General features: G+C 65.1%; 21 protein-coding genes and 1 tRNA gene. 10 read left to right on the forward strand and 12 right to left on the reverse strand.

The annotated features are described in order from the left end of the window. Positions 1–25 precede the first annotated feature (25 nt). The 7 genes from ybgF to ACN9M1_RS03780 all read left to right on the forward strand — a co-directional run bounded on the left by ybgF (position 26) and on the right by ACN9M1_RS03780 (position 5,790). Positions 26–823, forward strand: a complete 798-nt coding sequence (ybgF, locus tag ACN9M1_RS03750) for a tol-pal system protein YbgF (protein ID WP_426397502.1) — start codon at positions 26–28, stop codon at positions 821–823. Between the two features lie 163 nt (positions 824–986). Beyond that, positions 987–1,667 (forward strand): 7-cyano-7-deazaguanine synthase QueC, encoded by a 681-nt coding sequence (queC, locus tag ACN9M1_RS03755; protein ID WP_426397504.1) that lies wholly within the window; start codon positions 987–989, stop codon positions 1,665–1,667. Between the two features lie 9 nt (positions 1,668–1,676). Continuing rightward, the gene (locus ACN9M1_RS03760; RefSeq protein ID WP_426397506.1) at positions 1,677–2,792 is read left to right on the forward strand and encodes a YeeE/YedE family protein; all 1,116 of its coding nucleotides are present in this window, start codon (positions 1,677–1,679) and stop codon (positions 2,790–2,792) included. 52 nt (positions 2,793–2,844) lie between these two features. Then, positions 2,845–2,920, forward strand: a tRNA-Lys gene (locus ACN9M1_RS03765). Between the two features lie 98 nt (positions 2,921–3,018). Then, the gene (locus ACN9M1_RS03770; RefSeq protein WP_426397507.1) at positions 3,019–3,510 is read left to right on the forward strand and encodes a nucleoside 2-deoxyribosyltransferase; all 492 of its coding nucleotides are present in this window, start codon (positions 3,019–3,021) and stop codon (positions 3,508–3,510) included. 101 nt (positions 3,511–3,611) lie between these two features. Next, positions 3,612–4,784, forward strand: coding sequence for an acyl-CoA dehydrogenase family protein (locus ACN9M1_RS03775; protein ID WP_426397509.1), 1,173 nt, complete (start codon positions 3,612–3,614; stop codon positions 4,782–4,784). A 100-nt stretch (positions 4,785–4,884) separates the two neighbouring features. Continuing rightward, a complete protein-coding gene (locus tag ACN9M1_RS03780) occupies positions 4,885–5,790 on the forward strand; it encodes a TauD/TfdA dioxygenase family protein (protein WP_426397511.1) in 906 nt (301 codons plus the stop codon). Positions 5,791–5,799: 9 nt separating this feature from the next. On the opposite strand, the gene ACN9M1_RS03785 is transcribed toward ACN9M1_RS03780, so the two are convergent. Genes ACN9M1_RS03785 through ACN9M1_RS03795 form a run of 3 tightly spaced genes read right to left on the reverse strand, consistent with a single transcriptional unit; the run spans position 5,800 to position 7,743 of the window. After that, positions 5,800–6,261 (reverse strand): NUDIX domain-containing protein, encoded by a 462-nt coding sequence (locus ACN9M1_RS03785; protein WP_426397513.1) that lies wholly within the window; start codon positions 6,259–6,261, stop codon positions 5,800–5,802. 7 nt (positions 6,262–6,268) lie between these two features. After that, positions 6,269–7,072 carry an ABC transporter permease gene (locus ACN9M1_RS03790; RefSeq protein ID WP_426397514.1) on the reverse strand — a complete coding sequence of 268 codons (804 nt, stop codon included), beginning with the start codon at positions 7,070–7,072 and terminating at the stop codon, positions 6,269–6,271. Next, positions 7,069–7,743 (reverse strand): ABC transporter ATP-binding protein, encoded by a 675-nt coding sequence (locus ACN9M1_RS03795; RefSeq protein WP_426397516.1) that lies wholly within the window; start codon positions 7,741–7,743, stop codon positions 7,069–7,071. The genes ACN9M1_RS03790 and ACN9M1_RS03795 overlap by 4 nt, the downstream gene beginning before the upstream one ends. A 310-nt stretch (positions 7,744–8,053) precedes the next feature. On the opposite strand from ACN9M1_RS03795, the gene ACN9M1_RS03800 reads away from it, so the two are divergent. Next, positions 8,054–8,431: a hypothetical protein gene (locus ACN9M1_RS03800; protein WP_426397518.1), complete on the forward strand. Its 378-nt coding sequence runs from the start codon at positions 8,054–8,056 to the stop codon at positions 8,429–8,431. A gap of 59 nt (positions 8,432–8,490) precedes the next feature. Here the strand turns inward: ACN9M1_RS03800 and ACN9M1_RS03805 are convergent, their stop codons facing one another. The 3 genes from ACN9M1_RS03805 to ACN9M1_RS03815 form a co-directional block, all read right to left on the reverse strand. Beyond that, the gene (locus ACN9M1_RS03805) at positions 8,491–9,024 is read right to left on the reverse strand and encodes a DUF3318 domain-containing protein (protein ID WP_426397520.1); all 534 of its coding nucleotides are present in this window, start codon (positions 9,022–9,024) and stop codon (positions 8,491–8,493) included. Continuing rightward, positions 9,021–9,398 (reverse strand): phage holin family protein, encoded by a 378-nt coding sequence (locus ACN9M1_RS03810; RefSeq protein WP_426397522.1) that lies wholly within the window; start codon positions 9,396–9,398, stop codon positions 9,021–9,023. The genes ACN9M1_RS03805 and ACN9M1_RS03810 overlap by 4 nt, the downstream gene beginning before the upstream one ends. Before the next feature lie 143 nt (positions 9,399–9,541). Continuing rightward, positions 9,542–9,868: a YqjD family protein gene (locus ACN9M1_RS03815; RefSeq protein WP_316658313.1), complete on the reverse strand. Its 327-nt coding sequence runs from the start codon at positions 9,866–9,868 to the stop codon at positions 9,542–9,544. A gap of 286 nt (positions 9,869–10,154) precedes the next feature. Here ACN9M1_RS03815 and ACN9M1_RS03820 point away from each other — a divergent pair, with 286 nt between their 5' ends. Further along, the gene (locus tag ACN9M1_RS03820) at positions 10,155–10,793 is read left to right on the forward strand and encodes a peroxiredoxin (protein WP_426397524.1); all 639 of its coding nucleotides are present in this window, start codon (positions 10,155–10,157) and stop codon (positions 10,791–10,793) included. Positions 10,794–11,045: 252 nt separating this feature from the next. On the opposite strand, the gene ACN9M1_RS03825 is transcribed toward ACN9M1_RS03820, so the two are convergent. The 5 genes from ACN9M1_RS03825 to ACN9M1_RS03845 form a co-directional block, all read right to left on the reverse strand. Next, positions 11,046–12,428, reverse strand: coding sequence for an NCS2 family permease (locus ACN9M1_RS03825; protein WP_426397526.1), 1,383 nt, complete (start codon positions 12,426–12,428; stop codon positions 11,046–11,048). A gap of 422 nt (positions 12,429–12,850) precedes the next feature. After that, on the reverse strand, positions 12,851–14,266 hold the full coding sequence (gene argH / locus ACN9M1_RS03830; RefSeq protein WP_426397528.1) for an argininosuccinate lyase: 1,416 nt from the start codon (positions 14,264–14,266) through the stop codon (positions 12,851–12,853). An 86-nt stretch (positions 14,267–14,352) separates the two neighbouring features. Further along, on the reverse strand, positions 14,353–15,072 hold the full coding sequence (locus ACN9M1_RS03835; RefSeq protein WP_426397530.1) for an anti-sigma factor: 720 nt from the start codon (positions 15,070–15,072) through the stop codon (positions 14,353–14,355). After that, positions 15,072–15,719, reverse strand: coding sequence for an RNA polymerase sigma factor (locus tag ACN9M1_RS03840; protein ID WP_426397532.1), 648 nt, complete (start codon positions 15,717–15,719; stop codon positions 15,072–15,074). Before ACN9M1_RS03840 ends, ACN9M1_RS03835 begins: the two co-directional genes overlap by 1 nt. A gap of 63 nt (positions 15,720–15,782) precedes the next feature. Next, positions 15,783–15,917, reverse strand: coding sequence for a hypothetical protein (locus ACN9M1_RS03845; protein ID WP_426397533.1), 135 nt, complete (start codon positions 15,915–15,917; stop codon positions 15,783–15,785). Between the two features lie 15 nt (positions 15,918–15,932). Here ACN9M1_RS03845 and ACN9M1_RS03850 point away from each other — a divergent pair, with 15 nt between their 5' ends. Next, positions 15,933–16,538, forward strand: coding sequence for a ferritin-like domain-containing protein (locus ACN9M1_RS03850; protein WP_426397534.1), 606 nt, complete (start codon positions 15,933–15,935; stop codon positions 16,536–16,538). Between the two features lie 31 nt (positions 16,539–16,569). Here the strand turns inward: ACN9M1_RS03850 and ACN9M1_RS03855 are convergent, their stop codons facing one another. Further along, on the reverse strand, positions 16,570–17,454 hold the full coding sequence (locus tag ACN9M1_RS03855; RefSeq protein WP_426397536.1) for a LysR family transcriptional regulator: 885 nt from the start codon (positions 17,452–17,454) through the stop codon (positions 16,570–16,572). Positions 17,455–17,568 lie beyond the last annotated feature (114 nt).

Below are 17,568 nucleotides of genomic sequence, written 5' to 3' on the forward strand. Positions count from 1 at the left end.
GCCGGCGTTCTTACGTTGGAATCCCATGAATACGATGATGAAACAGCGCGCCGAAGGGGCCAAGCTCGGGGCCCTGCGCCGGGCCATCCTGACGATGACGCTTGTCGCGGGTGGAGCTCTGACCCTGGCCGCGCCGGCGGCAGCGGGGGTGTTTGACGACGATGAGGCGCGCCGCGCCATCATCGACATGCGCGACAAGTTCAACAACTTCCAATCCAGCGCAGCGCAGCGCATCGACCAGAACAGCAAGAACCTGATCGATGCGCAAAACCAGATCGAGACGCTCAAGTCTGAAGTGGCGCGCCTGCGTGGGCAGAATGAAGTGCTGCAGAACGCGGTCGACACGCTGACCAAGCAGCAGAAGGATTACTACTCAGACTTGGATGCGCGCCTGAAGAAGTTCGAGCCGCAGCAGGCCACAGTGGAGGGCCACGAAGGCATGGTCCAGCCCGGCGAGAAGGACGAGTATGACGCCGCGCTCAAGACCTTCCAGACCGGCAACTTCAAGGGCGCGGGCAACCAGTTTTCAGCGTTCGTGAAGAAGTATCCGCAGAGCCCGTATTTGCCGTTGGCGCAATTCTGGCTGGGCAACGCCTTGTACGCGCAGCGCGACTATAAGGGCTCCAGCTACGTGCTGGAGAACATGGCACGCACGAACCCGCAGCATCCCAAGGCGGCGGACGCGCTGCTGCAGGTGGCCACCAACCAGGGCGAATCCGGCCAGAAGGCGGCCGCGCGCAAGACGCTGGAAGCCGTGGTTGCGCAGTACCCCAACTCTGAGCAGGCCAAGACCGCACAAAGCCGGCTGAAGACGATGCACTGATCGACGCAGCATCATCTGCCGCGCCACGCGCCCGTCGTGATTGCACCGGCGGGCGTTTTTCATGGTGCGGCCGGAATGGTCGCCATGCTCGCGGTGCGGCACTGCCGGGGTGATGGCGCGCTAAAATGCGGCCTTCCCTGATTGGCTTCACAAGGCTCCGCCCATGAAAAAACGCGCCATCGTCCTGCTCTCCGGCGGGCTGGACTCCGCCACCGTGCTCGCCATGGCCAATGCCGATGGTTTTGAGACGTACGCGCTGTCGATGCGCTACGGCCAGCGCCATTCCTCCGAGCTGGAAGCGGCCAAGAAGGTGGCCGCATCGCTGGGCGCGGTTCGCCATGAAATCGTTGACCTGGACTTGCGCAAGTTCGGCGGTTCCGCGCTCACCGACGACACCCTCGACGTGCCAACCGATGGCGCGCAATCGGGCATCCCCATTACCTACGTGCCGGCGCGCAACACGATCATGTTGTCGCTGGCGCTCGGCTGGGCCGAGGCCGTGGGCGCGCGTGACCTGTTCTTCGGCGCCAACGCGGTGGATTACTCCGGCTACCCGGATTGCCGCCCCGAATACGTCGCCGCCTACGAGACGCTGGCCAACCTGGCCACCAAGGCCGGCGTGGAGGGCGACCGCATTCGCGTGAACGCACCCATCATCGCCATGACCAAGGCCGAGATCATCCAGGCCGGCGTACGCCTGGGCGTGGACTACGGCCTGACCGTGTCGTGCTATCAGGCCGACGATGACGGCCGCGCCTGCGGCGTGTGCGATTCGTGCCGCATCCGCAAGGCGGGCTTTGAGGCCGCTGGTGTACCCGACCCGACCCGCTACGCTCCACGGTAACCGCGCGCCATGCCAGAGATTGACCTCAACGCGTTGTCGCATACGGTTTTGTGGGGCACGTTCGTGCTCACGTTCGTGTTTGGCGCGATTCTGCAGCGCACGCACTTCTGCACCATGGGCGCGGTGTCCGACGCCATCAACATCGGCGACTGGAACCGCCTGCGCATGTGGGCGCTCGCCATCGGCGTGGCCATGATCGGCACGGGCGTGCTGAGTTGGCTGGGCTTGATTGATACGAGCAAGACGATCTACACGGCCAGCAAGCTGCTGTGGCTGTCCTCGCTGGTGGGCGGGCTGCTGTTCGGCTTCGGTATGGTGCTGGGCTCGGGCTGCGGAAGCAAGACGCTGGTGCGTATTGGCGGCGGCAACCTCAAATCAGTGGTGGTGTTCGTGTTCCTTGGGCTGGCGGCGTACATGACGCTCAAAGGCGTGTTTGGCGTGGTGCGTGTAGCCACTGTTGATAGCGTCGCTATCACGTTGCCGACGTCGCAGGATTTGCCCAGCGTGTTGGGACATGCGCTGTCGGTGGATGTGCGCACGTTGCGTCTGGCGCTCGCGCTCGTGATGGGTGGGGCACTGTCGCTGTGGGCGCTGCTCGGGCGTGATTTCCGCACGGGCGATAACTTGCTCGGCGGCATCGGCGTGGGGCTCATCATCGTGGGCATGTGGTACGTGTCGGGCCACCTCGGCTACGTGCAGGAAGATCCGAATACGCTGCAAGAGGCCTTCGTTGCGACCAACAGCGGCCGCATGGAGGCATTGAGCTTCGTGGCCCCGGTGTCGTACACGCTGGAGTGGCTGATGTTTTTCAGCGATACGTCAAAGGTGCTGACGGTCGGAATCGTAAGCGTGCTGGGCGTGATTGCCGGTTCGGCCGCGGTGGCACTGGCCACGCGCACGTTCCGCTGGGAAGGCTTTGCCAATGCCGAGGACACCGGCAACCACATCGTCGGCGGGATCCTGATGGGCGTGGGCGGCGTGACGGCGCTGGGCTGCACGATCGGGCAGGGGCTGTCTGGCGTGTCGACGTTGGCGATCGGCTCGTTCATCGCGCTCGCAGGCATCCTGGTCGGGGCGGTGTTGGCGTTCCGCTATCAGATGTGGCGGATGGAACGCTTGATTTGAGCGGACGGGCGTTGACAGGCCCGCAAAAAACTTTCTATAATCGCGGTCTTTGGGGTCTTTAGCTCAGTCGGTAGAGCAGTAGACTTTTAATCTATTGGTCGCGGGTTCGAATCCCGCAGGACCCACCAAATTTCAGAGGGCTCGACAGCAATGTCGGGCCCTTTGTCTTTTGTGCCGCGCGTGCATGCGGCGCTATCCTGCGCGTGTCACTTACTGGCCTACGCCCATGTCCTTGCGCCTCTACCTCGCCGGCCCCGATGTCTTCCGTCCGCAACCTGCCGCGCATGGCGAAGCACTCAAAGCGTTGTGCGCGGAATTCGACTTCATCGGCCTCTACCCGCTAGACAACGCGATCGCCCCGCAGGCAGATGGCCCGTCAACCGCCGCCGAGATCTACCGCCAAAACATCGCGTTGATCGACTCGGCTGACGCGGTGATGACCAACGTGGCCGATTTCCGCGGCCACGAACCGGACTCCGGCACGTGCTTTGAAATTGGCTACGCCATCGCGCGCGGCAAGGACGTGTGGTGCTACCACGTGCCCGCCGTGCCGCTCATCGCTCAGGTGCCGAACGCCAATGGCAACGATGCCGATGGCTGGGCCGTGGAGGACTTTGGTCTACCGCGCAATCTCATGATCGCCTGCAGCAGCCGGCTGGTCGTGGGCGATGCGCGCGCGTGTCTGGAGCGCATGCGCGCGCACTACGCCCGCGCATAGTCGCGCGCTCAATATGCGTATGCGGATTGCTTCCTTCAGGGTGGCCGAGCGCCTCCGTATAGTGCCTGCACCGTATAGCGCCCAAGCAAACAGGCACGTCTATGAAGCTCGACGATCTGCATCAACTTCCCGATCTCACTCCTCTGCTGGCTGAACTGGCTTCGACGGCGGCGCAGCGTGATCAGCAGGGCGGCCACGCCGCGCATGAGAAGGCCGCAATTGCGCGCGCGGGCTTGCTGCCACTGGTGATCCCGCCGCAGTACGGCGGCGCTGGGGCAAGTTGGGCGGATGCCTTTGCCGCTGTCCGCAGCATTGCGGCGGTGGATAGCTCGCTGGGGCATCTACTGGCGTTTCAGTATTTGCAAACCGCCACGGTCTATCTGTATGCCTCCGATGCGCAGCGCGAACGCTTTTTGCGCCCCACGGCCGAGCTGGGCTGGTGGTGGGGCAACGCCGTCAATCCGCTTGACCACCGCCTGCGCGCGCAGCGTTCGGGCAGCGGCTGGGTGCTCGATGGCGAGAAGGGGTTCTGTTCGGGCACGCTCGGCTCCAACATGATGGTCGTGTCGGCGCATGACGAGACGACCGGCAAGCCCGTGATCGCCGTGGTGCCGACCGCGCGCTACGGCATCACCGTGCGGGATGACTGGCACCCGATCGGGCAGCGCCAGACCGACAGCGCCAGCGTGCAGTTCCGCCACGTGCAGGTGGCAGAAGACGAAGTGCTGGCTGGCCCCGAGGCCGTCTTGGCACCATATCAGACCCTGCGTTCGTGCCTTGCGCAGAACGTGCTGGTCAACCTCTACACGGGCATCGCCGCTGGGGCGTTGGACGAAGCGCGCAAGCACACGCTGCAATCGTCGCGGCCATGGTTCACTTCCGGCGTGGAGCGTGTGGCAGACGACCCCTACCAGATCCACCGCTTCGGCGAAATGCGCGTGCAATGGCTCGCCGCCGAGGCGCTCGCTGATCGCGCCATCCAACGTCTGGACCGCGCCTGGCGCAAAGGGCCAGCGCTTACCGCCGATGAGCGCGCCGAGGTATCGCTCGCCACCGCCGAGGCGAAAGTCGCGGCCCATCGTGCCGCGCTCTTCATCGGGCAGGAACTGTTCGAGGCCACCGGCGCCCGCTTCACCAAGGCGGCACTCGCGCTGGACCGCTTCTGGCGCAACGCACGCACGCATACGCTGCACGATCCGATCGACTACAAACTGCGCGCCATCGGCCGCTACGCGCTGGAAGGCCTGCTGCCCGACGCCACCGTCTACAGCTGAGCGCGTATCGATCTGCGGTTTCCTTCGTTGGCACGGGGTATGCGCGGGCGGTGTAATGTGAAATTCATTCGCTACCCGTCTGCTACCGCGCGCTTGCATCATGTCCGACGCCGTTACCGTTGCGCCTGAGGCGCCTGCTGTTCACACCGCCCGCTTTCACATCCGCCGCTTGCCCGGTGCGCCGCTGGGTGCCGAAGTGCTTGGCCTGGGGGATGCCGCCGGGCTTTCCGACGCCGACATCGCCGCGATCCGCCAGGCGTGGCTTGCGCACGACGGGTTGCTCGTTTTTCGCGACGTTGACTTCACGCCAGCGGCGCACGTGGCTTTCAGCCGCCGGTTCGGCCCGCAGCAGGTGCATGTGCTGAACCAGTTCCATCTGGCGGGGCATCCGGAAATCCTCGTCGTCTCCAACGTCGTCGAAAACGGTCAGCCGATCGGCTTGGGCGATGCCGGCCGCGACTGGCATTCGGACCTGTCGTACAAGCCGCTGCCGAGCCTCGGTTCGATGTTGCTGGCGCGGGAGTTGCCGCAAGAGGGCGGCGACACGTTGTTCGCCAACATGGTGCGCGCCTACGAAACCCTGTCGGGGGAGCTCAAGCGCGTGATCGAGGGCCGCCGTGCGGTGCATTCGTACGTGTACCGTTACGAGCGGTTGCGTGCGCTATCGACATGGCGCCCGCCGCTCACGCAGGCGCAGCGCGATGCAGTGCCGCCAGTCGACCACCCCATCGTGCGTACGCACCCGGAGACAGCCAAGCGCGCGCTCTTCGTCAACGAGGGCTTCACCTCGCACATCCTCGGTTTGCCGGAAGATGAGAGCACCGCCGCGCTGGAGCAACTCTTCGCCCACAGCATCCGCCCGGACAACGTCTACACGCACCGTTGGCGTGCCGGCGACATGCTGTTCTGGGACAACCGCTCCACCATCCATTTCGCGCCCGGGTGCCCGGATCAATATCGGCGCACGCTGCATCGCACGACCATCGAAGGCGATGTGCCGGTCTGATGCTGATCGCTAAAGCCCAGCCTGGCGCAGTTGAGCGTCGATGTCCTGCAGCGTCAGCGCCTGTGCAAACAGCCGCGTGAGCGATTGGCTCGCATACTGCGGCACCTCACTCGCGCTGGCCCAGCGGTACGCGTCCATCTCGGGGATCAGCCGGCCGGTGTGGTAGCTGTTGAACATCGACGTGCACGTCAACGTATCGAGTGCAACCTCGGCGCGGCGTAGGCGCGTGGCGAACAGGTGCAGCGCCTTGTCGCGCCGATAGGGGAAGCGCCCCAGTTCGATCAACGTGTGGCCGTCGAGCACGAGGCCGGTTTCTTCGCGCGTTTCGCGCAAGGCGGTGTCGCGGCACGATTCGCCGGGTTCGGCGGCGCCTTTGGGGATGTCCCAGTGGCGTGTTTCGGTGGCGTGCGCGAGCAGCACCTCGGCGTCTTCATTGAGCAGCACCAGGCCGCAGGACAGGGCGATCGCCATGTTGGATTCAGCCTCCACGCTGCGTGATGCGCGTGCTCAGCAATTGGTGCTCGCTGCTGAACAGCCGGCGGTAGGCCAGCAGCACGGCCGCCACCGTGCCCAGCCCGGAAGACGCCGCCAGCAAGAACATGATGACGATCTGGTAGCGCACGGCTTCCAGCGGCGATTGTCCGGCCAGCACCTGGCCCGTCATCATGCCTGGCAAGCTCACCACGCCCACAACCGACATCTGGTTGATGATCGGCGTCATGCCAGCGCGCACCGCCGTGCGGGCGGCATTGCGTGCCGCCTCCCAGCGCGTGCCGCCGAGTGCCAGCACAGTTTCCACCTGATCCCGCGTGGCAATCAGCTCGCCCGTCATGCGCTCCAACGCCAAGCCCACGCCGGTGAGCGTGTTGCCAAGAATCATCCCCATGATCGGAATGGCGAACTGCGGCTCGTACCACGGCTGCGTGTGCAGCACGACCGTCAGCCCAATCGCCCCGATGAGCCACGTGCTGCCGAATACCGACAACGTGCCATCCAGGCGCAGCCCCGCGTAACCACGCGCGCCACGGCTGGCGGTGGCATGCCCGGCAATCAGCGTCATGACGGCCACGACGGCCAGCACCACGGCCCAATGCGCGTGGGCAAACACCCATTCGAGTACAAAGCCAATCGCCAGCAACTGCACCACGGTGCGCGCGCCAGCCCACGCCAGGCGCCGCTCCAGCCCCAGCCCGAGCGCCACCGACAACGCGCCGTTCACGAGGATCAGCGCCGCTGCAATGCCGACTTGCCAGGCGGAGAGCGTGAGTGCCTGCCCGTTCATCGGGTGGTCTCCGTTTGAAGATGGCCGGCTTCCACACGCCAATGCTGCTGGCCGATGCGTGCGGCCTGCGCGGGATCGTGCGTAATCCATACCCACGCGTGTCGCTCGGGGGCCTGCGCAAACCAGTGCTGCAACAGGGCTTCGATGGCGCGCGCGGAGGCGGGGTCCAGTGCGGCGGTCGGCTCATCGAGCAGCAAGATCGTCGGCTCCGTCTGCAACGTGCGGACGAGTGCCGCGATCTGCGCTTCGCCGCCAGACAGGTCGGCAGCCGATTTGTCGAGGAATGCCGCACTGCGGTCGGCACCAGCCAGCAGCGCAAGCGCGGCGTCGCGGTTGAATGCGGTGCCGTGCCGTCGGGTGCGCAGTTGGTATGGCAAGCGCAGGTTGTCTTCCACCGTGCCCGGCAGCAGGGCGGGGCGCTGGCGCACATACGCCACCTGACAGCGGTATGCGGGGATGGCGCGTGGCATCATCTGCTCGCCGCGCCATGTCACATGACCGCCATCGAGCGGATCGAGGAGCGCCAGCGCGCGCAGCAGCACGCTCTTGCCCGCACCGGAAGGGCCGGTCAGCGCAATGCGATCGCCCGGGCGAACCGCAAGCGTGGCCGGGTGCAACAACGTGGCACCCGAGCGGGTGTCGCGGCGGAGGAGGTCGGTGGCAACCAGCATGGCGTGGGAATGTGTGTTGCGTACGATACGGCATCAATGCAGCCTGTCTATGCATTATGCATATGAGTGCGCGGGCCTCGGCTCCATCGAATTCCTGATGCACTTCCGGCGTGCAAACGCTGCGCCCCGCATGGCAACGCGATCTCCATGCCACACAGGGTGATACCTAGTCCGAACGGATCAGCACGAAAACGTTGTCACGCAGTGCATGTCGGAGGAATCCGACAGCCCGTTCAGCGCTGGGCGGGTCGCCATTTGCGCATACCGGGCTTAGCATCAAAACATCATTACAAGAGCGATGGAGGACGCCATGGAGACCAGCCAAGTTCAGGTAGCCCACCCATGGTGGCAGCCCGGTGTTTTCGCATCGGCGCCGGCGATTTTCCTCTGGGTATGCGCGGAGTTGCCGCCCGACATGCTTGGCGCCATCTTCCACGCGGGCACGTCCCCCGACTCGCTCATGCACGTGGGCGACACCTTGTTTGTGATCGGCTGGACGGCCAGCGGCGCGCTGTTGTGGCATGGTCGCCGCCACGCACGACATGACGCCGATACATCGGCGCAGCCCGCCCGCTTCGATACCGCCTCTGCTGCAGAATCTACACCGCCCGCACATGGCTTCTCGGCTTGGCGCCAGAACATGGCTCGCCGCTTGGAGCGCATGCGGCACCCGATCCCGCTGCACTGAGCGCAACTGCCACAAACACAAAAGGCCGGATTGCTCCGGCCTTTCTTCGTTGGGTGCGCTCAGGATGTGCTGCCCGGGATGATCTCGTTCGCGTCGTTTTGGGGGGGCGCGGCAGAAGGAGGGGTTGCCTGTTCGCCGTGGCTTTCCTGCCATTTCTGATAGCCCCACCACGCCGCGCCTGCCACCAGCCCGACCTTGCCGAGCCGGCGCGTGATGCGCCCGATGAAGGTGCGGCGCAGCCCGGCATACGCCAGCGACAGTGCGGTACCGACCAGCGGATACTCCCGAGCGATGCCCAGCGTGCGCATCAGGCTGTTCGGTCGTGCCAGCGGGCGAATTAGGCTCGGCAACAGCGCGCCCAGCCCGCCCAGACTGAAGGTGCGGTTGGCTGCGCGATGCACATCGCTACGGGCCTGCGCGTAGTCGTAACGCTCCAGCGCGGCGCGGGTGAGCAGTAGCTCCTTGCGTACGGACAGCGGCAAGCGCGTTTCGCTGCCGCGGCGGGACGGCCGCACGTGATGGCGTGCGTTGTGCCCGGGTTCATGAGCCGAGGCTGCGTCGGTCGACGGGTTGTGTTGGGTCGGATCGGTCATCGGCGCAGGATCTCACGGTCTTTGTCGAGTTCGGCCAGCGTGGCCTCGAACAGCGGCGGCCCGCTGCGCAGCGACGCACGCACTTTCCACAGGCACGCGACCGCGCCCAGGGCATAGAGCGCAGCCATGATCGCCAGCGACTGCCAGCGGTAGGTATCCCAGCACAGGATCACCACCAGCGCGGTCAGCGTCATGATGGCGAGGCCGATCAGGCTGACCGCCAGCATGCCGAGGAAGGCAGCACCGAGCAGGCGCTCTTTTTCTTCGGCCAGCTCAACGCTTGCCAGCTCAAGCCGCGTTTGCAGCATCGAGACGACTGTGCCGGCCAGTGTCTTCAGGGAGGCGAACAGCTTTGGGCTGGTGTCATCAGACATGTTGGTTCCGGGGGGATGGGACAAGGCGAGGGCGGCACCGCCGATGCAGCACGCACTGTGCCCAAGGCGGGGCCGCCAGAATGCGACTGGCCGATGGCGCGATCCACATAGGGCGCGCCATCGGCCAGAAAGGGTGCGGCAGGTTACTTGCGGTTGAGCAGCAGGCCGATCAGCAGACCCACGCCGGCCGCCACGCCCACGGCTTGCCACGGGTGATCGTGGACATAGTCGTCGGTGGCACGTGCGGCGGCCTTGCTCTTGGTGACTACGGCGTCTTGCAGGTCTTGCGCCTTCTCCTTGGCTTGGCGCAGCAGTCCCATGCCACGCTCGCGCAGCTCGGCGGCTTTCTCGCCGCTGGTGGACGCAGCTTGCTTGAGCAGGGCTTCAGCGTCGGACAGAACAGTCTTCACGTCGGTCATCAGTTTCTCCTTATTGACGGGGTCGGCCAGGTTGGGGGATGTGTTCGTCATGGTCGGGCACCTTGGTATTTGGAACGGGGAATTCGATCGTCAATCTATCGACGCGCTTATTCGCTAGCATATGTGTGGGCCTTGTGAAACTTCAAGCGCCCGTGTGGCGCATGCTGCGATGGATCAAAGCCTTGGCCATTGTCCGGCAACGTGTGCATACCTTCCACCGTTTCGTCAGCAAATGCCGCGCCAAATGACAAAAAGTGATGTTGTTGTGAATTTATAGTCGTTTTGGTTGGATGGCAATCTGGCTATAGTGGTTCCCAATCAGTGTATGGAGGACACGATGTCTCTACGTTTGGGCGATATCGCCCCGGATTTCGAGCAGGATTCCAGCGAAGGCCGCATCAAGTTTCACGAGTGGCTGGGCAACAGCTGGGGCGTGCTGTTTTCACACCCGGCCGACTACACGCCGGTCTGCACCACTGAACTGGGCCTGACGGCCAAGCTCAAGGACGAATTTGCCAAGCGCAATGTCAAGGTGATCGCGCTGTCGGTGGATTCGGTCGATTCGCACAAGGGCTGGATCAACGACATCAACGAGACGCAAAACACCAGCGTCAACTTCCCGATCATCGCGGACCCGGATCGCAAGGTTTCGCAGCTGTACGACATGATTCACCCGAACGCGAGCGAGACCTTTACCGTGCGTTCGCTGTTCGTGATCGACCCGAACAAGAAGGTGCGGCTGATCATCACGTATCCGGCATCGACGGGGCGTAACTTCAACGAAGTGCTGCGCGTGATCGACTCGCTGCAGCTGACCGAGTACCACAGCGTGGCGACGCCGGGCAACTGGCAGGACGGCGACGACGTCGTCATCGTGCCGTCGCTCAAGGACGAAGAAGTCATCAAGCAAAAATTTCCGAAGGGCTACAAGGCGTTGCGCCCCTATTTGCGCCTGACGCCGCAGCCCAATAAGTAACCGGCTCCTTGGTAGTGTGATTGTCGCCCGGCCCTGGTGCCGGGCGTTTTTTGCGTTGGAACCGGCTCAGGATCCTACTGCGCGTGCCGATCTCGGCCCTGTGATGCTCGCCGTACCCATGTACGGCTGCGCTTCTCGGACCAACCTCGACCCGCTCGCTACGGATCCTGAGCCGGTTCCCAGGCAAAACAAAACCGGCCAGCCCTTGCGGGTCTGGCCGGTTTTGTTTTGTGAAGACGGTTCAGTGCGTGGTCAGATCGCCCAGCCGCCCACGTAGAACGCCACCAGCGCCACGGCAATCGCCACGGTTCCGGCGTTCAGCTTGCGCCATTCGCCGGCCACCAGGCGGCCGATCACGAGCGTGGCGAAGCCGAGCATGATGCCGGTGACAATGTTGCAGGTCAGTACGATGAAGACGGCGCAGACCAGGCCGGACAGGGCGTCAACCATATCGTCCATGTGCAGCTTGCTCACGCTCGAGAGCATCAACAGCCCGACGTACATCAGCGCGGGCGCTGTTGCGTACGACGGCACCAGGCCCGCCAGCGGCGAGAAGAACATCACCGCCAGAAACAGCACGCCGACGACCACTGCGGTCAGGCCCGTCTTGCCGCCAGCCGCCACACCCACCGTCGACTCAATGTAAGCCGCTGCCGGGGCGCCGCCGAAGCATGCCGAGAAGATCGAGCTGATCGAATCGGCCGTCAGTGCGCGGCCACCGTTGATGATGTGGCCCTTGTCGTTGAGCAGCCCCGCTTGGCCGGCCACGGCGCGGATGGTGCCGGTGGCGTCGAACACGGCGGTCATCACCAGCGCCAGCACGGCGGGCAGCACGGCAGCGGAGAGGGCGCCGCGAATGTCCATCGCACCGATCAACGAAGCATGGCCCGCGGTGGCCAGCGACGGCAGCGCAAAAATGCCGGTGAATTTGACCTGCGGATCAAAGATCAGGCCCAGCGCCGAGATGGCGACGATGACGATCAGGATGCCCCCCGGCACGCGACGGCGCTCCATGCCAAAGATGGCTGCCAGCCCCAGCACCGACATCATCACCGGGAAGGCGGTGACGTGACCCAGCGCCACGGGCAGGCCCGCACCGGCGTTCTTGACCACGAGACCGACGTCGTTCGACGCGATCAGCAGCAGGAACAGGCCAATGCCGATGCCCGTGCCGTGCGCCACGCCCGAGGGGAGGTTGCGCAGAATCCACGAGCGCACGCCAGTGGCCGAGATGGCGGTGAACACCACGCCCATCAGGAACACCGCGCCCAGCGCCACTTCGGGCGAGAGCTTCTGCCCGAGCACCAAGCCGAACGCCATGAACGCCGTCAGCGAAATCGCGCAGCCGATGGCGATGGGCAGCTTGGCCCACAGGCCCATCAATAGCGAGCCGAAGGCAGTCGTCAGGCACACCGCAACGAACACGGCGCTGGTGTCGAACCCCGCCTTGCCCAACATGCCGGGCACGACGAATACGGCATACACCATCGCCATGAAGGTGGTGATGCCCGCCACCACCTCACGGCGTTGCGTGCTGCCACGCGCGGAAATCTGGAAATAGCGATCGATGGCGCGTGCGTCGGCAAAGCCGGCGGCGCCAAGATCCGTCGTGGACGGAATGGACTGTTCAGCCATGGTGGTTTGTCTCCTGGCAGGGCTCCGCGCTGGCCGATCGGTGTGGTCCGAACGGCGGGTAGCGTGAGGGGCACTGTTCTGGTTTTGCTATCGGTGCGGGTGCCCGCATGCGCGCGCGGGCATTCTCCAGACCGTTGTCTCGCGATTGGTTTTTTCGCAGCGCTGCAGCCTGCGTGTGGGCGGCGCGCGTTTTATCGGTGTGAGGGATGTTGGAGCGAAGCATAGACGGGCACCCGCGGCCGATTCATGCGGCAGGGCGTATCCCGGTCATTTGCAAACTTGTATAACGCGCGAAGAGGAGACGAGCGATGCCCAGGACGGGCACAAGATGCGGCGAGTGACGCACGAGTGGGCGGTATTTGCCCAAAACAAAACGCCGCGCAACGTATCGCGCGGCGTTCGTGTTTGGCGTGGGCTACGGATTATTCCGCCAGCGCAGCGCGTGCAAATGCAATGGCCTGCTTCACCTGCTCCGGCGCAGTCCCGCCAATGTGATTGCGCGATGCGACTGAGCCTTCCAGCGTCAGCACAGCGTGCACGTCATCACCAATCAAGTTGGCCTTGTCGCCCAAGCCGCTGATGTCGCGCAGTTGTGCAACGCTCAGGTCCGCCAGATCGCAGCGCAGGTCATCGCAGGCGCGCACGGCGTGGGCCACGGCTTCGTGCGCATCGCGGAAGGGCAGGCCGCGCTTGACCAGATAGTCGGCCAGGTCGGTGGCGGTGGCGTAGCCTTGTAGCGCGGCAGCGCGCATGGCGTCGGCCTTGACGGTGATGCCAGTCGCCATGTCGGCAAAGATGCGCAGCGTGTCGACCACGGTATCCACGGTGTCGAACAGCGGTTCCTTGTCTTCCTGGTTGTCCTTGTTGTAGGCCAGCGGCTGGCCCTTCATCAGCGTGAGCAGGGCGATCAGGTGGCCGTTGACGCGGCCGGTCTTGCCGCGTGCCAGTTCCGGCACGTCGGGGTTTTTCTTCTGCGGCATGATCGAGCTGCCGGTGCAGAAGCGGTCCGCAATGTCGATAAAGCCGACGCGCGGGCTCATCCACAGCACCAACTCTTCCGAGAAGCGCGAGACGTGCGTCATGACGAGCGCGGCCGCGGCGCAGAATTCGATGGCGAAGTCGCGATCGGACACGGCATCCAGCGAGTTGCGGCACACGCCGTCAAAGCCCAGTTGCTGCGCGACGAATTCGCGGTCGATCGGGTAGCTCGTGCCGGCCAGTGCGGCGGCGCCCAGCGGCAGGCGGTTCACGCGCTTGCGGCAATCGAGCATGCGCTCGGTGTCGCGCGTGAACATCTCGACGTAGGCCAGCAGGTGGTGGCCGAACACCACCGGTTGCGCGACCTGCAGGTGCGTGAAGCCCGGGACGATGGTGTTGGTGTGCTGCTCGGCCAGGTCCAGCAGCGCGCCGCGCAGGGCCTTAAGCAGACCGACGATGTTGTCGATCTCGCTGCGCAGCCACAGGCGGATGTCGGTCGCAACCTGGTCGTTACGCGAGCGGCCGGTGTGCAGGCGCTTGCCGGCGTCGCCCGCCATGGCGGTCAGGCGCGCTTCGATGTTCAGGTGCACGTCTTCCAGGTCCAGCTTCCACTCGAACGTGCCGGCTTCGATCTCCTGGCGGATCTGTGCCATGCCTTTCTCGATGGCGGCGCGGTCAGCCTCGGCGATGATGCCCTGCTTGGCAAGCATGGCCGCATGCGCGAGCGAGCCCTGGATGTCGAACAGTGCGAGGCGCTTGTCGAAGAACACCGACGCGGTATAGCGCTTGACGAGATCGGACACCGGCTCGTTAAAGCGGGCGGACCACGCTTCAGCCTTCTTGGCGAGTTGGGAGGTCATGGGCGGACAGCTGGAGGAAGGCGGCCAAATGGAGGCATCGGCCGCAAATTCAGGAAACCGCGATTATATCGCTAGGCCCATTGGGCCTACAGCGTGCTGTCGATCAGCGCGCCCTTGAAGACCACAGGCCCCGTCGGCCCGTCTGGGTTGGGCGAGCCGCCGCGCGGTTCCACGCTGATGGCTAGGGCGGGCACCTGCCGCAGCGGCTGCGCGACCGTCAGCCGGACCGCACGCTGGTGCCCGATCAGACCAAGTGACTGAGGCTTCCCATTCGGCAGCAGTGCCCAGAGTTGCAGCGCTTGTTCCGTGGTGAGCGGCGTCGCGTCCAGCCGCTTGAGCGACAGCGTGCCGGTCCGGGCATCCCAAGTGACGAGGACGGCGGCCTGCGCCTGCGCGTCCTGCAGCACGGCCACCGCGTTGGCGATGGGCGCCTCGCGCAACTGCTCCGACAGCCGCAGGTTCAGCCCAACCGCCGCCGCCGCGACAATCGCCGCGACTGCCGTAGCACCGCGCCAGAAGCCGGTGCCTTGCCAAAGCTTTTGCCAGAGCGCTTTGGGCGATGGCGCAGGTTCGCGCCAGCCGAGCTGCACTTCCACACGGCAGAGAATTTCCGGCAGCGGCGCCGTGGCTGGCTGCAAGGCCGGCAGGTCCGCCAGGTAACGCTGCCAGCGCTCAACCGTCGCGCGGACGTCGTCGTGGTGGCGGATCCACTGCTCGAACCGGCGGCGTGCGCCCGCGCGCAGCGTGCCGACCGCGTATTCAGCGGCCAGCTTGTCGACGAGATCGGGGTGGCGGCGCGGGTCCATCAGGGCGCTCCCAGGCATTCGCGCAGGCGGTCGAGCCCGCGCCGCATCCACGATTTGACGGTGCCCAGCGGCAGCGACAGCGCTTGCGCCAGCTCGCTGTGCGACAGGTCACGCAGATAGGCAAGCGAGATGACTTCGCGCTGCTTCGGGTCCAGGCGCTTGAGGCATTCGGCCAGCGCGCGTGCCTGCTGGCCGGCGAGCGCAAGGTCGGCCGGGCCGGGGGCGTGGTCGGCCAGGACATCGGCGTAGGTGTCATCCAGCGGCACGGACTCCTGCACGCGCTCGGCATGCTGCCGGCGCAGGCAATCGAGTGCGCGGTTGCGCACGATGGTGGTCATCCACGTCATGGGGGCGGCCAGGTGCGGGTGGTAATCGCCGGCGTGGCGCCAGATGTTGACGAAGCTTTCTTGCAAGACGTCCTCGGCCCAGTCCTTCCTGACCAAGATACGCAGCGCGAGCCCAAACAGTTTCGGCGCGCAGCGCGTGTAGAGCGTGCGCAGGGCATCGCGCTCGCCCAGGCCGATGCGCTGCAGCAGCGCGGCCAGCTCTTCCGCATCGGCGCTTTGCGGGCGGCCTGCTGTGGCCGGCGTTGGCGAGTCGGCGTCTTGTGCGGCGTGGTCTTCGGCGGTGCGCTGGAAGGTGAGCACGGGGCAGCTTTTGCGAACGGTTCTGCCCAAAGTGTAGGAAGAAACCTGGGTCGTTGGGGCAATTCACGTGGGCGCGGCTTTGGTTTGCATCCAGTTGGGCATGCCCTTCGTATAAGCGGTCAGGCGCTGGACAAACGCCGGCGATTCGCCCCACGGCCGCACTTCGGCACCATGCGGATCGTCCTTCTTCCCCCACATGCAAGGAGACCGACGATGGATACGAACAAAGAGATGAATCTGTTCGATGGCGACAGCCCGCGCATCGACGCACGCCGCCGCGTGCTGCTACGCGCGCCGGGGCTGATGGCGCTGGGCTCACTGGCGGCGGTGTCGCTGGGGCAATCGATGCCGGCCTGGGCACAGACCCAATCGGGCAGCGTGAAAGACGACATCGCCATCCTGAACGTGGCGCTCGGGCTGGAGTACCAGGCCATCGCCGCGTATCAGGTGGGCGCCGAAAGCGGCCTGCTGCAAAAGCCCGTGCTGGCGACGGCGGTGAAGTTCCAGGGCCACCACAAGGCGCATGCGTCGGTGCTGGCGGGCACGGTATCGAAGCTGGGTGGTACGCCGGTCATGGAGAAGAAGGTGGCGGAATACAACTTTCCGGTCAGTCAGTTGAAGACGCAGGCCGACGTGCTGCGCTTTGCCGCCGGGCTGGAGAAGGGGGCAACCTCCGCTTACCTGGGTGTGATGCCGAATTTCTACACGCGCGACCTGACCAAGGCCGCCGCCAGCATCTTGGGCGATGAGGCCATGCACTGGGCCGTGCTGCTTTCGGTGCTGGGTGAGGACCCCGTCCCGGTCGCCTTTATCAGCTAGCGGTTTGTCGTGCCGCCACGCTGGACGCGCGCTACGGCGTGGCGGGCTTTTTACACGTACCGAACGCTTCGACGATGCAATCGAGCAAGGCGCGCACGCGGGCGGTCTTGTGCAGATCCGCATGGGTGACGAGCCACACGTCCTGCAGGCTGCGGCGGTTGGGCAGCACGCGCACCAGTTGCGGATACGCCTCGGCACGGCGGCAGACGAGTTCCGTGATGCCGATTCCCCCGGCCACGGCTTCAAGGATCGCCGTGGCCGAGTTGCTCTGCAGGACCACGCGCCCACGCGTGATCGGCTCGCCGCAGAGGTCATCCCACATCCACGGCACCTCGTTGCGCGGGTAGAGCACGAGGTCGTGTCCCGCAAAGGCGCTGCCTTCCTCCGGCTCGCCGCGTGCGGCAACGTAGCTGCGGCTTGCATAGACGCCGGTTTCCATTTGTCCGATGCGCCGCGCGATGAGGTCAGGCGAATCCGGACGCAGCGTGCGCACGGCGACGTCGGCTTCGCGCTTGGTCAGGTTGGCAATGCTTTTGGACGCCATACAGACGACGTCGATGCCCGGATGCCGTTCCCGCAACTGCGCGATGGCCGGCAGCACAAACGTGGCGGCCATGGTGTCGGTCGTGGCCACGCGAATGGTGCCGGCCAACTGTTCGTCGATACCGGCGACGCGGCGCTCGATGGTGTGCGCTGCCTGCTCCATGGCTTCGGCCGGGCCGATCAGCGCTTCGCCGGCGGGCGTGAGCACCAGTGCCGTCGAGGTGCGCAGGAACAGCTTGGCCGACAGCTCGTCCTCCAACCCGGCAATGCGGCGGCCGACCGTGGCCTGATCCACGCCCAGGCGCTGTGCCGCCCCGCGCAGGGTGCCGGTGCGTGCCACAGCCAGGAAGAAGCGCGCGTTGTCCCAGTTCACGTTTGGCTCCGGATGTTCGTAGGTGGATGATGCATTTTTGCTGCGGTGTCATGCAAAAACGCTGCTTTTTTGCATGCAGTCCCCAGCCTACACTTGGCTCCATGACATTGCCAA

Source organism: Ralstonia sp. R-29 (assembly GCF_049913345.1).
In the GTDB taxonomy this organism is placed as follows: Bacteria; Pseudomonadota; Gammaproteobacteria; order Burkholderiales; family Burkholderiaceae; genus Ralstonia.